The sequence below is a fragment of the Billgrantia campisalis genome (assembly GCF_022341425.1).
Lineage (GTDB): Bacteria > Pseudomonadota > Gammaproteobacteria > Pseudomonadales > Halomonadaceae > Halomonas > Halomonas campisalis.
This window is the reverse complement of record NZ_JABFUC010000018.1, coordinates 58658-73745: the sequence shown is the minus strand read 5'-3', so window position 1 is coordinate 73745 and position 15088 is coordinate 58658. Positions and strand designations below refer to the sequence as shown.

Here is a 15088-nt window from a genome sequence, read left to right as displayed (position 1 = left end):
CTTTCACCCACTGGGTTTCAACTCATCCTTTCCACCTCCTCGGTTTCCCGGATGACCAGGCTTTGCCTGGCGCACTCAAAAGCGTTGGCCGGTACTGGGTCACTTTACTTGGCCATTAACAGCTGGTCGAGTCGGGAAAGGTGATGCGTCATGGAAGATGGTGATTCGACAGAAATTGCCATCGTCGGTGCCGAGGGGATCGTCGGCATCTCGCTGTTCATGGGCAGTGAAACTACGCCGAGCCCGTGCCGTCGTGTAGGGTGCCGGCAGCGCCTATTGCCTCAAGGGGCAGAGGGTTAAAGACGAATTCGATCGCGGCTCCACGCTTCAGCATCTGTTGCTGCGTTACACCTAGGCACTGATCACCCAGATGGCCCAGATAGCGGTATGCAACCGGCATCACAGCCTGGACCAGCAGCTTTGCCGCTGGCTATTGCTAAGCCAGGATCGCTTGCCGACCAATGAGCTGATCATGATCCAGGAGCTGATCGCCAACATGCTGGGTGTCCGCCGAGAGGGGGTCACTTCAAGAACCGGTCAATCGACTACAGTTAAACAGTGCTAGAACTAGCCATCTCTTGGTGCGCCGAGGCCCCCACTGTCAAGCTAGCTGGAGCCTCAGCGGCTGTTAGAATCTAAACCTTGGAGGGGCGAGAACGGGAATAAAGGTTACAGCAGCTATTAACTTAGCTTTCTTGTGACCGTGCAGTGGCAAACATCACCGTCGATACTGTCAATGCGAATAACAACTGGTCGATCCTCGGCCGGATCTTCAGTAAACAGGAGCCAAGTATTGGAGTCAAGCGCCCGGACATACTCCCTTCCCACCTCAGGCTCCTTCACCTGATCCGTACCAATCTTTGTGGTCATGCCAACCTCAAGTCGTCTTATATCTTGCATGGGCTTCTCCTGTATCAAAGAAAGCAGAATTACTAGCCGCCAAGACATCAGCTCTGGCGCATAAGCTGCTTAACCCTTCAGCATCAGGGTAGACTAACGTTCTCCACTCGGCCAGAAGCCGCCTTTAAGGAAGTGCTGATATAACGCTTGGTTCAGGTGCTTTTGGCGCCGGGTAGAGCCTTACGGAAGCAAAAGTGCGAATCGGGTCAAACGCCACTTTCCACGTATTATTATAATTCATTATTCGCGAACTTCTTCCAAGCTTCATTCTCCACCAAAGTAGACCTATAGATCTTTAGCTTGCTGCATCCTCGTATGGCTCGAAGGGCCGACTTAACCTGATTTGCGACTTCCTTAGGGAGCCAAGGGCTTAGCATGATTCGACTGATTGTGTCGAGACTAACTGGAATCTTGAGTGTGACCGTCTCGTGATTGGTGCGTGCGACGAAAAGCCGATACTCCATTTCATCGCCGAAGGCGTGTCGCTTAATAAATGGCAGTTCCTCGGTTTCTGGCGGTTTAGAACGCATATCATCTAACGTTCTGTATATGACTGGCTCTGCTCGTAAGCCTTCCACTCGCTTCACGCGATCCAAAAACATTCCTTTATGAAACTCGATGCAAACGCCACTGGCTCCATGTGAAAAAACCCTCCAGTGATGATAGGTTTCGTTAGTTTCGGTTAGGCACAGTGAATAGATTGAGCTAAGCCCAGTAGCTTCCCCATATTGCTGCAAGTAATATGAGTCATTACGATCATCCCAAGACTTCGGATTGAGAAGTGTGATCTTTTTTGTTTCGAGAAAGTCGATCAGAAACGGAAGCTCCGTGTACCGGCGAAGGAAACGTCCCTTGGCACTGTCTTTCATAACGAATAACGCCTTAAACAAAAAGTAAAGTAGCGGTGAGCAGGAGAAATAGGGGTACTTCCCCGGCTACCCCGCCGCTTTGGGTCATCAGCTGCCGCACCAGCTCCATCAGCGTAGCCTGAAGTTCGGCATCCGGCCAAAATCAGCCATTCAGTGAGTTCTAATATAACGCACAAGCAGCCTTACCGTTTCATATGTTTGTTACACCGATTTTTCCCTAATATAAATATGGACATTCATCGAATTTTCACCAAAAGCCCTTTCGTCTATTTCTAGGTAATTCAATGACCTAACCAATTTCCCGAGCTTATCGTATCCGTAATTTCGAGGATCAAATGATGGAATATTCTTATTGATATAGCTTCCAACCGCCGACAAAGGTGCCCAGCCATCATCCCTAGATACCGCTTCAATCGCCGATGTTATAATTACCTTAAGGTCGCGGTTATTAGATTCATCCGCCTTATCAGACTCTTTAAGTTTCCGTAAAATCTCAGTAAATACAAACTTATCACAAGCGGATACAAAGGGTTCTGGGGTTTTCTTTTCCCCAAACCCATACACGACTAACCCACTCTCACGCAGTCTATTGGCCAGTCGGGTGAAGTCGCTATCTGAGGAAACCAGGCAGAAGCCATCAAGTCTATCTTCATGAAGTAAATCCATTGCATCAATAATCAGCGATGAATCTGTTGCATTTTTTCCTTGGGTGTAACTAAACTGCTGAACAGGCTGGATAGCATGCTTATGCAAATGCGATTTCCACCCTTTTAAGTTTGTTGTCGTCCAATCCCCATATGCTCTCTTGACGCTGGCCACCCCAAGCGTGGAAATCTCGGCAAGCAACTCTGCACAAACAGATGCCTGGGCATTATCCGCATCAATCAGCACTGCCAGTTTACTGTTTCCATTTTCTGCCATTCAGTCCTCCACCATCCGTGTAAAAGATACTATGCTGCCGGATCAGCCATATTTTATCTTATCAAGTTGCAGCCCCCTGCATTAGAGTAGCCTAAATGTCACCACTCGGCCAATAGCGGTCAATCAATTATATACAATATAAAAAAAGCCCTAACTGTGGCACATCCAATACATTACACCAGACTCTTTTCTAAAAGCTATTTCGATCCGGACTGAAGTGCTTGATGACCTTCCAGGAAATAAGAAACTAATCTTCTTTGATTAATTCTGGGAGCATGTTCCGTACGTCTCTAGCTTCTCCTGTTGCACGACCAGTCAACAAATAGCACACCCAGAAAAGAATTCGATTAATAAATAAGAAAAACAATGCCACGGGAACAGCGAACCAAGCAATTTTAGCAAACTCAATGTCATCGGTGAAGGTAAACCAAGCTGCTAAAACAATCACCCCCAACTGAGCCAAATAACCAACAACTTCGAGAAAAGTCAAGATTGGCCTAAACATATCCGATAGCCGGTTGACAAACTTATCAGATGAATACCTTTCGGAAAGATAGCTTGCAAGTTCGGAGCTGTGTTTTCCATCAAGCACATCTTTCTTACTCAACCCCATCTCTACAACAGCTCTCTCTAGAACTTCATCCAGTTTCTTTCGACTACTATTTTCAGCTATAAAACCCGAGACCATAAAGATCAAGAAAATCACAAAAAATGCACAGAGGATATGTAGAGTTGCTATAACCATATATTTTACTCATGTTCTCCAGCGCTTTCATCCGCTTACTAACACTATTATACCGAACGCTATCCGTTGCTCACATGGAATTAAGCTGCATTCTCGATTCTTAATTTGAATGCACATGCAGGTTGGCATAGTTGCTTTAGGAGGTTATATTCCTCAAGCACACTCTCAGCATAGTCTACAGCTCCTCTATCGGCCAGAAGCGGCCATTGGTTTTTCCTGATATATAGCGCTGCCAGCATATGCGCGCCTTCGTAGTGGAGGCTAAGCCGCAACGAAAAAGGCGTCGCCGTGCCTGGCTTGGCTATAGTTTTCTGGCCGGAAACCAAAGCCTATGCTGATTGCTCTAGCTCTTTAATGGCATCTCGTAAGCTGCTTCGGCTCCAGCTGCTCCGCATGTGATCAATGAGTTTTTCTGCATCGTATTCGAAATTGACCTCAATTGCTGTGCGCTCTCCTTCCAGAAAGTATTCAGCGGTTAACGTAGCGCCAACGATCGGATCTTCCCGCAACGCTTTGGCCAACTTAATTCGATCCTCAATGCCGCCCTCACCCTCAAGGTTTACATCTAATATTTTGGATTCCTTTGGCCCGATTTCAGCACAGGAGCCTACTGACTCTCCTGAACCCCAAATCAGCTTTGGCCGGCCTTTCAGTTTGAGCCAAGGTGAATCCTTCTTTAAATTGACAGCCACATTGTCAAGCGCAACAGCTTTGTCAGAATTATTAGTAACGGAAAGCCTGAATAATAGCTTACTTTTCCTGAATATACTCCCTGTTCCAGAGACAAACGTAACAGTGCCTCTGTCAGCTTTCAGGACAAGAGGCTCGCTCTCTTCCAATGGCAAGCTTTCTTTCCAGGTTTTATAGCCAGCCCAATAGAATGCAGCGACCCCACCAAAATATAAAACAAACGACACATAATCAGATATCTCCAAAAACACCGGGAGCACGAGAACCAGCACAAAGGATATTGCGCCCAAATACACAGATCCATGATGCAGAAGCTGTTTCAAGTATCGTCGGTGGCCAGTGTCGTTATTCATGTTGTCCTATGTATTGATAGAGTCTTATAACGTTTTCCATCACCGATGAAAAAGCCGTAGCGAAGCTGAGGTTATGGCATCCGGCGCATGGCTGGTTATGCATGTCGACATATTGAGAAGAGGTAAATAATTCCATCCTCAACCCTATTTTTTATAGACAGCAACTTAGTAATACCGAATTTTCCGGATGATCCATGAGTACCATCATTAAAGACACGGAAGAGGCTTAATACATTTTTAACATCCTCATCGACAAAATTTATTGCTTCTTCTGTCAGTATCCCAGAACGTCCCAGCAAATACTTTATTTTCTCTTTTCGCGTAGGTTGGCCTTGAGGAGTCCTATCGCAACCCGGTAATTTTTCGATCACTTTGTCGTCAGGTGCGTTGATGTCCAATATTTGCACAAAAACTTCTCTTGCACTCGTACAGAAGTGTCGAGCTGCATCCGGGTTCTCTGGGTTCAACGAGAATAACGCACCCTTCCAGCGATTGCTCAACTCAGGGGATAACTCTTGAAGCATCTCGTCTATCTCTGTACGAAGCAGGTCAGATTGATCCAATTCACTATCTTGAGATTCAGATTCGAGTATATTTGAGAGAGCTAAGCTATTTGCATTTTCCTTCTCAGATCGATCCAAAAAGTCACAACCAAAGCTGGATTTCTCAAAATCGCTCTCTTTCGCATCTAACTGCTCGTAATAGGTATTGAGGGTTATCGCAGAACTTCTAACGATCTGATAATTGGAGGAGCCAGACGACTTCATTTTTCGAAGCTCGGAATCGATCTTCTGTCGATTAACCCGGACCCTAGCGTTGTGTTTTCTGACTTCATTATTGTATTTATTAACTGCTTGATTAACTTTCTGATTATGTTGCCGAACCTCACGATTATATTTGGCAACAGCCTGCTTCTGCTTATTTTGTGCCTGCCTCAGCTTACTGCGCATTTGTGAGGGGCTTATTCTTCTTGGCATGCAAGCCTCCTATTCGTGGCGATGAATAACATGGGTGAACATGCAGGCTGCATTTGCCACCATGTCAGCTTTGGGTCTAAGAGCGACCGACTGCAGGCTCCAGCACACGTCGAGCATGTTCTGGACCATCCTATACATTCCACCCGAGGAGGTCCATACCATGAACACATCAACAACAGCTACCCGCGAGCCTTGGAACAAAGGCAAGCTGGTTGGTCAGAAAACCCCGCTTCGCCTCAAAGACATTTGGGCCATTCGTGTCAGACTGCAGCTTGCTGATAAGACACGAGACCTGGCGCTATTTGAGCTCGCGATCGATAGTAAACTACGAGCCTGTGACTTAGTCAAGTTACGCGTCCGAGATGTATCCCATGGCAACCATGTGACTTCAAGAGCCATCGTCACGCAGCAGAAAACGAAGAGGCCAGTACAGTTTGAGATAACCGAGCAGACTCGCACTGTCTTAGAAGAGTGGATGCAGCTCGCACATCTCCGTAACGATGACTACTTGTTTCCAAGTCGCCTGAGCAGCTCGTGTCACTTGTCTACGCGGCAGTACGCGCGCATCGTTAAATCCTGGGTAACCGCCATTGGCCTGGAGCCTTCGGCCTATGGTACTCACACGTTGCGACGCACCAAGGCATCGTTAATTTACCGCCGAACGAAAAACCTGAGAGCCGTTCAACTTCTCTTGGGCCATACTAAACTCGAAAGTACCGTCAGATACCTAGGAATTGAGGTGGATGACGCATTGATCATGGCTGAGCAAACAGAGGTCTAACAGGAACATGCGACGGCATAGCGGCTATGCCGTCGCTATCCGGCCAGGAGCGGTCGTTCAGTGAGCACTGATATAATGGTATCAACCGAAAATCACAAGCAGGACACACAAAAGTGGCCGAAAGGTCCGAACTAGCTGAGGCACTACCTGAACTTCGTGGTGTACCTACGCGCAACCCACCCCTCAATCCGATCACCCTCAATGTCGACTTCTACAAGAAGCCATGCCCGCTCGGAGGAATCCAACACCACTATAATTTTTCCCAGCGGCAGGTTAGTCATGACTTTCGCTTTCATACTCGGCCCAGCTCTAAGCCGCAATCCGTCACCCGTCACTACACGGCACCCGGCGAATATCTCCCTCTCCAGTTCATTGCTACACCGGGCAAGCATCTTGGCTCCATGAGGAGTAGTAACACCTTCGCTAACGGCTGCTCTTTCACTGAACCGTTCCAGAGCCATCGCTGCCGCCATGTTCATCAGGAACGGCAAAACTATCCAATAAAAAAGCCAAGCTAGAGCGCGGCGCCCGCTTTCGGAGAGAGAGGAGAAATCCAGGCCACCTTGGCCTAGGCGGTTCAGCTCCGCCTCTACGGCTGCAAGCTCCTCTGGTATTTCAGCATGTCCGGTCTTCTCTCGGTAACCGGCATGTTGAGCGATAGCAACAGCTTGGCGTATGAGTTCAGGATCGAAGGGTGTCCCCGTAAGCCGCGGAAGTGCACCCATAAGGGAGGAAAACTCCAGCCCACTCAACACCCGTGTGTCAGGAGAGTTTTGAAGGTCACGGGCCATCTGAACAGCAGACGAGTCTTGAAACTCCCGAGCCATCCATATCAGCGGAGACTCTTGAAGGTCATGCGCCATCTGAATAGCAGGTGAGTCTTGAAACCCCCGAGCCAAGCGTATCAACGGAGACTCTTGAAGGTCACGCGCCATCTGAACAGCGGGCGAGTCTTGAAACTCCCGAGCCATGCGCATCAACGGAGACTCTTGAAGGTCACGGGCCATCTGAACAGCGGGCGAGTCCTGAAACTCCCGAGCCATGCGTATCAGCGGAGACTCTTGAAGGTCACGCGCCATCTGAACAGCAGGTGAGTTTTGAAACTCCCGAGCCATGCGTATCAGGGGAGACTCTTGAAGGTCACGCGCCATCTGAACAGCGGGCGAGTCTTGAAACTCCCGAGCCATGCGCATCAACGGAGACTCTTGAAGGTCACGCGCCATCTGAACAGCAGGCGAGTCCTGAAGCTCCCGATCCATGCGAGTGGCCAGACTATCCAAATCCCTGTTAAGACCATTTAGGTCATCAATCTGACCTTCCGGATCAAAGCGCTTGCTGATGATTCTACCCTCTTCGTTAATTTCAACTTTAACACCTGCACTGCGACAGCGGATATTCACTCAACGACCAACAGGCATTAGATAACACCCTAATACTGGAGGAACAAGCTCGCATGCTGAAAAATATTATTCTGCACATATCCTGCCCAAACCTTACTGAAATTTTGAGGCACTGAGTATAGCATATGCACAATCACTACGCATACTGTACAACGCCTATGAATGTGCTTGCTCCCTATATAGGGATGTTAACTTTAGGTCGTCAACTGCCGAACCAGTTATATGAGCGCAGCCTGAACTTCAGCATCCGGCTAGAAGCGCTCATTTAGGCGAAGATAATATAATGCTGCAATCATGCGCTTGTCGCGTGCATTGCTTGGTTACAATGCTATTCACTCCACACCGAGAAGGCCTCTAAATTGCTTCTCCAGTTCTTTCTTCGCTGGCCTGGCCTGATTTTCCATTCGTTCATTGGCTTCACGCCAATCATCAGCATTGGAAGGTTGATACTCGTCTCCAGGTTGAGCACAATCAATATCGATAAAAATCTCCGCAAGCAGGTCAACTAATTTTTGGACTTTCTCCGCAGTTTCTTCGGGCAAATATAGTCTGTGCTCTCTGAAAAAATCTGCAAACGAGTCACATGCCTTTGCAGCCTCACCTTTTTGTCCTTCAAGAGACGGGTAGACAGGCCTGAATCTTGATGTTAGTTGCCCCATCTTTCTTTCCGCATGCACCATACGCGCATATAAATCCGATATTACTTCCGCTTGCCTCTCATGCAGCTTCTGGAACCTATACTGCTCACGGAACGCTTCCGTTTTTAGCTCAGACTTTAGTTTCTCTATATCTCTTGAAAGCGCCTGCGAAAAAAGCGCACGTAGAATCCAGGTCATCGCCGCCACGACTAGAGTTGGGGCGAGAATCAGAGCCAATAATTGCTGAAACCAGGTCATTCACTCTCCTAGCACTTTTAACGTTTTGCTCACCGGAAAATTTCGAGCGAAGCGAGGAAGTTTTCCGCGTGCAGCAATTTGTTAGCACATTACTTCCGCACGATGACATCTGGCGTTTTAAAGAAAGATCCATCACCCCTACCGAAATGAAAAAAACCCCAGCGCTTTTCTGGGTCGAGCAGATCTACTTGACAGATGTGGTGATGATTTGGTTTTATAGTTGGAGAGAAAAGACGATATCTTAACTCATCAGTATTGATTTCTACGATTAGACCAGAGAAATCCAAATCATAACAACTCTCTAAAATTTTATGTTTGTCACTAGGAAAGTTGTCTTTATAGATCTCATTGTAGCGAGGCTGAAAATACCTAATTAACCCTGCTTCAACCAGGCATATTTGCTCGCGCTCTGATAAGTGATTGTTAATGATACCCCTAAACCTGTCCATATCTCGATAATCTGAGATAACATTTCTTGCCCTTCCGTCCATTTGAGAGATTATTCTATAGGGCGCGTACTCAAACGTTAGTATCTGAACTTCATAGTCTGGTGACTCGTATTGAGCTTGAGCCAAGATCTTCTGCAATGTCGAATGGCTCTTCAACCTATCAAATGCAGTTCTCGTTCCGTCTCCAAATGCTTGGCCGACATAGAGCACCTCTATATCGCTTAGCTCACTATTTCCAAGGTGCCATCCAGTCCCCATGCAAACAACACTGGCAGGCAGATATCTTATTTCATTTTTTCTCTCATCTAGCGTCACCACTTCTCGATGAGGGTAGCTTGAAAGCCTTACTTCTGTTGCGCCATCCATCAGTGGAAATTCAAATGAAAAGGCTTTTTCTCTTAAAACCCCTTCGATTCGATAGATTACCTTTCCGGATAGAATACCGTTCTCATACCTAAACGAATCCTTGCAATAGGAAATAGCTGGCGTTTTTCCTATGACATAGATATGGCAGTTGTTTGCTACCCCCTGCTCCTGCGGCCCCATAGTTCCGCCGGACATAAACTGACTGGAAGATGTCAAAAGCCATCTTGCAGAGCAAAGGTTTACCGCATACTCAGATAAATACTTTTTCTTCGATTCTTCCATGCACTGATTCTCAATATTTAGTGCTAACAGTTGCATCATGTAGCATGCTCGATATTCCACTTGGACGCGCACGCGCGTTCAACAATGTTATTTTGCGCGCCCGACCATCTCTTGTCTTATTGAAAACAAATGGAATTAAGTATAGCTTGGCAGTATTATACCGATCGTCGTGCATGCCACATATCCCCGATGAACGAGCATGCTGTCTTTGCCGGCATGGCTGCTTTGGGTCGATAGCGGTCCTTCGCCCGATAAATCGGCCTCCCACAAAAATCATCGCGATGACCAACCTGTATCGTTCCTGGCCCTTCGTCTGCTACTTCGGTGCCCTCCGATGCCAACTCGCCTCCATCCGGCCAAGGTTGCCTCCGCTGGTCGCGCGCTAAAGCGACCTCCAACAGTGCGTCGATGCCGGCGATGGTGGCTTGGATAGAAAACAGGCACCCTCGCCCCATGCACCTTATCCGCGCTATATCGCATCCTGCACCTCTCGGCACTTGGGATATGACGAGCATCCCCAGAAGCGGTTGCCTGCCCTCTCGCCCCGTTTGGCAGCGGCCTTGCGGCTTCAAAGATGATCGAGTAATCCAAGGTATCAGCCCGCCTGTAAGATATCGGCTCGAGGCCCCTGCTTCAGCCCGCTTAGCTCCAACCTACCGCCTTCCACGGTGTAAATCCACGTTACCGGCCATGAATTTTGATCTCGGTTGCGTCGGCGTGGGCTTTAACTTACGCCATGCAAGCAATATCTTACATGGACATGTTTCGGGCTTTTGCCGCTCCGAGGATCAACTGCGCGAGGGGCGAACGCCGGCATCGCTTGGCATTTAACGCCGACCTTTCCAGTAACCCGGTTCCCGATGAAGGTTCATGACAGCAACGATCAGCAGCGTGTCTTCTTCCTCGGAATACAGTACCCCATAAGGAAATCGTCGAACCAAAGCCCGCCGGACGTCACCAACGAGAACCGGCCATGCCAGCGGATAAGCTACGGCTCGCTGAATCGCGGAATAAACCTCAACGGAGAAGTCGTATCCGAGGCCAGGATCGATGTCTTCATAATACTCGACGGCCTCACGAAGCTCATGCGCGGCTTCAGGATGAAAACGGAAGCTCATTGCGTGCGATCATTCCAAATCTTGGCGAACACATCTTCGCCAGGGACCGTTTCGACCGCGCCCGAGCGGACCTCCTTCAAACGTTTTTTCGCCACCGATGCCCACTTCTCATCAATCTTGGATTCCGGCGGATTGAGGCTTCGAAGAAGCGAATCTACAACGAGCGCTCGTTCTTCCACTGGGAGCGATTCTGCCTCATCAATCAAATCTTTTATCTTCACCTGGAACCTCTCTTCGAATACCATTTTCTGCCGTAATTTTCAGCATTTATGATGCGCGCTCTACTGCCTTTCATCCCATTGATATCTCTAAATACTCAGCACAGATCGACAACATATATCAATCGTCGAGCCTGCTGCCTTCGCCGGCATGGTCGCTTTGGTCTCGGGCCTCTCCTACCACGAATCGCTTCATCGCCACTTCCTCGGCGGATCTGGGCAAAGTATAGCGGCCAGCGCGTTTTCACACAGCCTCGTTCGATTCCTGCCCTTCATCCCCTACTTCGGTGCCCACCGAAGCAAGGTAGTCTCCACCAGAACAGGACCGCTTCCGCTGGTCGCGCGCTAAAGCGACCTCCCACAAAGCCGTTTCACTCAGTCTGCGGAGGACCTTTCTACAGCCCCAGCAGCCGCCATACCAGCGGCAGCAACAGCGCGGTGAAGATCCCCTCATGCCCAGCGAGGCGAAGGCGCGGCGGTGGGGCCGAGCTCGAAGGCGCGCACGATGCCCACGGCGTGGCCGTTCACGCCGAGGGCAAACCCCAGGATTCGCGAATCGTCGATCTTGAGCAGGCGAGCCAGCAAGGAGACGAAGATAGTGGTCAGCACCCCGGTGATCAGCAGCCCGCCGAGCATCAGCGACAGCGAGCCGCCGACCTGCTCCACGATGCCAATGCTGAGAGGTGCTGTGACGGACTTGGGGGGCCAGGGACGCCAGCACGATGGGGGCGCCCCCAGCAGCCAGGCCAGCAGCAAGAGCCCCGCCATGGTGTGGGAGACCGGGAGCGCCAGGGCTTATCTCCCGGTGGGCGACGTCACGCCGGCGTAGTTCACCCCGGTAAGCAGGGCCATCTCCCGGTGCCAGGTGGCCAGGTCGTCCTGGTGGAACTGGCTCAGGGCGTCGTGGCCGCAGGCCCGGGCCATCACCTGCATCAGCTGGGTGGAGGCCTCGAAGAAGGTCTTCAGGCGCTGGGCGGAGCGGTCGACGTCGAGCCGCTGTCTCAGCTCCTCGTTCTGGGTGGTCACGCCGGCCGGGCAGTTGTTGGTGTGGCATATCCTCGCCGCCACGCAGCCGACCGCCTGGATGGCGCTGTTGGACAGCGCAATGCCGTCGGCCCCCAGCGCCAGCGCCTTGACGAAGTCGATCGGCAGGCGCAGGCCGCCGGTGATGATCAGCGTCACCCGGCCGCTGGCCTTCTGGGCGTCCAGGTAGCGACGGGCGCGCGCCAGCGCCGGGATCGTCGGCACGCTGATATGGTCGCGAAATATCTCGGGCGCCGCCCCGGTGGCGCCCCCGCGCCCATCGAGGATGAGGTAGTCGGCGCCGGCATCCAGGGCGAACTGGATATCCCGCTCGATATGGTTGGCGCTGAGCTTGAAGCCCACGGGCACCCCGCCGGTGATCTCCCGCACCCGGTCGGCGAAGGCGCGGAAGTCGGCCACCGAGACGAGATCCTCGAAGGTGGGCGGCGAGGTCGCGTCGGTCCCCTCCTCGAGCCCCCTGACCTGGGCGATCTTGCCCCGGTTCTTGATGCCGGGCAGATACCCGCCGGTGCCGGTCTTGGCGCCCTGCCCGCCCTTGAAGTGGAAGGCCTGCACGCGCTCGAGCAGCTCCTCCCGGTAGCCGAACTTGGCGCTGGCCAGCTCGTAGAAGTAGCGCGAGTTCTCGGCCTGCTCCTCGGGCAGCATGCCGCCCTCGCCGGAGCAGATGCCGGTGCCGGCCATCTCGGCACCCCGGGCCAGGGCGATCTTGGCCTCCTCGGAGAGCGCGCCAAAGCTCATGTCGGAGACCAGCAGCGGGATCTTCAGGGTCAGCGGCTTGTTGGCCTCGGGGCCGATGACCAGCTCGGTGGCCACGTCGGCGTCCTCCATCAGCGGCCGGGTCGCCAGCTGGGCCGCCATCAGCTGCAGGTCGTCCCAGTGCGGCAGGGTGTGGCGCGGCACGCCCATGGAGGTGATGGGGCCGTGGGGCCCCATCTTGGAGAGCCCCTCTTCGGCCAGCTGGTGGATGAACGCCACCGTAGGCTCCTCCTCGGTCGCCTTGGCGATCACCCTGTCGTCGCCGCCGGCGCCTGGCCCCTCCTGCCCCACCTGGTCACTGCCGAACGCCTTGTGCGTCCCGTCGCAGTAGGGCAGGTTCTTGGAGTGCTTGCATCGACACAGGTAGGCATCGCCATCCTGCTCGACGGTGAACTGCTTGGGCTTGATCCCCGTTCCCGCATGGGAGCCGTCGCAAAACGGCTGGTCACCGGAGCGACCACACATGCAGAAGGTGTAGGTCTTGCCCTTCTCAAGGGGTGTCTTGATCGGCTTGTTGTCGGAAATGACCGGTTTGCTCATCACGCCTCGCCTTGTGCTTGGAAGTGGATGCAGCCAGCGCCCGCCGCCTGCCGTCAGACGGATCGGGCCGGTGTCGCCACTATCACCATAGCCGCCACCAAGGCGTCATGCTCTCACGCTGCGGGCCTGCCCCGGCCGGCCAGCCGGTCCGCTAGCGTTGAAATCATCGACGGTAGCCGCGGAGCCGAGGCTTCATGCTGATGTCATAACGTCATGTACCGCGCAAAAGAGGAGGCCATGCAACGCAGGTGACACTGGCCACGAGGGAGCCCGACTGTCATATGACGGTAAGGTGTCAGTGCCAGTGTCGAAGGTGCCGTCAACCCAGGAGCACTGCCCCGATGGTACGACTCGACAAGAAAGCCAAGCGGCTCTACGTGCTGGACACCAACGTCCTGCTTCACGACCCCGCTGCCCTGTATCAGTTCGAGGAACACGAGGTGGTCATTCCCATGACCGTGCTCGAGGAACTCGACAAGCACAAGAACGGCATGCGCGAGATCGCCCGCACCGCCCGCCAGGTCAGCCGCACCCTCTCCGACCTGACCAATCAAGTGACCTTCGATGAGATTCAGCGCGGCATCCCCATCCCGCGTGCCGGCGGCACGCCGTTGGGCCGGCTGCGTTTCCTCTGCTATCCCGAACTCGAGCCGCTGGAGCACCTGGAGGAGAGCCCCGACAACTGCCTGCTGGCCGAAACCTGCCGGCTGCGTGACGAACGCCCCGATGCCTCGGTGATCCTGGTCACCAAGGACATCAACCTGCGGGTCAAGGCCGCCGCCCTGCGGGTGCCAGTGGAGGACTACCTCACCGATCGCGCCTTCAGCGACAGCGATGCCATGCTCGACGGGGTGCGCATCTACCCCGACACCGACACCAGCGGCAACGGCCCCTGGGAGGCGCTCGACGTGGAGGTCGAGGTCGAGCGCGTCGACCATCACACCTTCTACCAGCTGAAAGGCGATCTGCCCAACGACTGGCACCTGGGCATGCTGGTCTCCGACAGCGAGAACGGCGCCGGTTTCGAGGCCATCGTGCGCGAGATGAATCCCGGCCAGGCCCGGCTGCAGCTGCTCACCAACTACCGCCACAAGGCCTGCGCCTGGGGAGTCCACGCCCACGATAGCCGCCAGAACTTCGCCCTCAACCTGCTGTTGGACGACGACATCGACTTGGTCACCATCGCCGGCAGTGCCGGTACCGGCAAGACCTATATGACCCTGGCGGCGGCCTTCCAGCAGACCCTGGATGCCAAGCGCTTCGAGCGCATCGTCTTCACCCGGGCGCCGATCTCCATGAGCGAGGACATCGGCTACCTGCCCGGCACCGAGGAGGAGAAGATGTCGCCCTGGATGGGCGCCTTCCACGACAACATGGACAACCTGCTGCGTGACGAGCACGACGGCAGCACCAGCTGGAACGAGGATGCCACCCGCACCCTGATCGGCTCCCGGGTGCAGATCCGCGCGCCGGGCTTCATGCGCGGCCGCACCCTCAACGACACCTTCCTGATCATCGACGAGGCCCAGAACTTCACCCCCAAGCAGCTCAAGTCGCTGCTGACCCGCGCCGGGCGCAACACCAAGATCGTCTGCCTGGGCAACGTGGGGCAGATCGACACCCCCTATCTCACCGCCAACACCTGCGGCATGGCGGCGGTGGTGCAGCGCTTCCGCGATTGGCCCCACGCCGGTCACGTGACGTTGAGAAGCGTGGAGCGCTCGCGGCTGGCCCTGGCCGGTGAGGAACTGCTCTAGATACCCTCTCTTGCCAAATCTCTATA

Annotated in this window: 14 protein-coding genes; 2 read left to right on the top strand and 12 right to left on the bottom strand. The window is 52.9% G+C overall.

Annotated elements, in window-relative coordinates; all coding sequences use genetic code 11:
• Positions 1–1130: 1130 nt before the first annotated feature.
• From HOP52_RS17910 to HOP52_RS17890, 5 genes are all read right to left on the bottom strand, one after another.
• Positions 1131–1769: a hypothetical protein gene (locus tag HOP52_RS17910; RefSeq protein WP_238978833.1), complete on the bottom strand. Its 639-nt coding sequence runs from the start codon at positions 1767–1769 to the stop codon at positions 1131–1133.
• Positions 1770–1970: 201 nt separating this feature from the next.
• Positions 1971–2690: an NYN domain-containing protein gene (locus HOP52_RS17905; RefSeq protein ID WP_238978832.1), complete on the bottom strand. Its 720-nt coding sequence runs from the start codon at positions 2688–2690 to the stop codon at positions 1971–1973.
• 247 nt (positions 2691–2937) lie between these two features.
• Positions 2938–3435, bottom strand: a complete 498-nt coding sequence (locus HOP52_RS17900; protein ID WP_238978830.1) for a hypothetical protein — start codon at positions 3433–3435, stop codon at positions 2938–2940.
• A gap of 329 nt (positions 3436–3764) precedes the next feature.
• A complete protein-coding gene (locus HOP52_RS17895; protein WP_238978829.1) occupies positions 3765–4478 on the bottom strand; it encodes a hypothetical protein in 714 nt (237 codons plus the stop codon).
• Positions 4479–4573: 95 nt separating this feature from the next.
• Positions 4574–5455, bottom strand: coding sequence for a pPIWI-associating nuclease domain-containing protein (locus HOP52_RS17890; RefSeq protein ID WP_238978828.1), 882 nt, complete (start codon positions 5453–5455; stop codon positions 4574–4576).
• A gap of 160 nt (positions 5456–5615) precedes the next feature.
• Here HOP52_RS17890 and HOP52_RS17885 point away from each other — a divergent pair, with 160 nt between their 5' ends.
• Positions 5616–6236: a tyrosine-type recombinase/integrase gene (locus tag HOP52_RS17885; protein ID WP_238978827.1), complete on the top strand. Its 621-nt coding sequence runs from the start codon at positions 5616–5618 to the stop codon at positions 6234–6236.
• A 143-nt stretch (positions 6237–6379) separates the two neighbouring features.
• Here the strand turns inward: HOP52_RS17885 and HOP52_RS17880 are convergent, their stop codons facing one another.
• From HOP52_RS17880 to HOP52_RS17850, 7 genes are all read right to left on the bottom strand, one after another.
• The gene (locus HOP52_RS17880; protein ID WP_238978825.1) at positions 6380–6961 is read right to left on the bottom strand and encodes an SH3 domain-containing protein; all 582 of its coding nucleotides are present in this window, start codon (positions 6959–6961) and stop codon (positions 6380–6382) included.
• Between the two features lie 1007 nt (positions 6962–7968).
• Positions 7969–8532: a 6TM ABC transporter family protein gene (locus HOP52_RS17875; RefSeq protein WP_238978823.1), complete on the bottom strand. Its 564-nt coding sequence runs from the start codon at positions 8530–8532 to the stop codon at positions 7969–7971.
• Between the two features lie 89 nt (positions 8533–8621).
• Positions 8622–9629 (bottom strand): hypothetical protein, encoded by a 1008-nt coding sequence (locus HOP52_RS17870; RefSeq protein ID WP_238978820.1) that lies wholly within the window; start codon positions 9627–9629, stop codon positions 8622–8624.
• Between the two features lie 827 nt (positions 9630–10456).
• Entirely contained in the window at positions 10457–10747 is a 291-nt protein-coding gene (locus HOP52_RS17865; RefSeq protein WP_238978818.1) for a type II toxin-antitoxin system RelE/ParE family toxin, read from the bottom strand.
• On the bottom strand, positions 10744–10968 hold the full coding sequence (locus tag HOP52_RS17860) for an addiction module protein (protein WP_238978817.1): 225 nt from the start codon (positions 10966–10968) through the stop codon (positions 10744–10746). Before HOP52_RS17860 ends, HOP52_RS17865 begins: the two co-directional genes overlap by 4 nt.
• 447 nt (positions 10969–11415) lie before the next feature.
• Positions 11416–11733 (bottom strand): LrgB family protein, encoded by a 318-nt coding sequence (locus HOP52_RS17855; protein ID WP_309675168.1) that lies wholly within the window; start codon positions 11731–11733, stop codon positions 11416–11418.
• Positions 11734–11760: 27 nt separating this feature from the next.
• Positions 11761–13305, bottom strand: coding sequence for a glutamate synthase-related protein (locus HOP52_RS17850; RefSeq protein WP_238978816.1), 1545 nt, complete (start codon positions 13303–13305; stop codon positions 11761–11763).
• Between the two features lie 341 nt (positions 13306–13646).
• Between HOP52_RS17850 and HOP52_RS17845 the strand changes: the two genes are divergently transcribed.
• Positions 13647–15062 (top strand): PhoH family protein, encoded by a 1416-nt coding sequence (locus HOP52_RS17845; RefSeq protein ID WP_238978814.1) that lies wholly within the window; start codon positions 13647–13649, stop codon positions 15060–15062.
• The last annotated feature ends 26 nt before the right edge of the window (positions 15063–15088 follow it).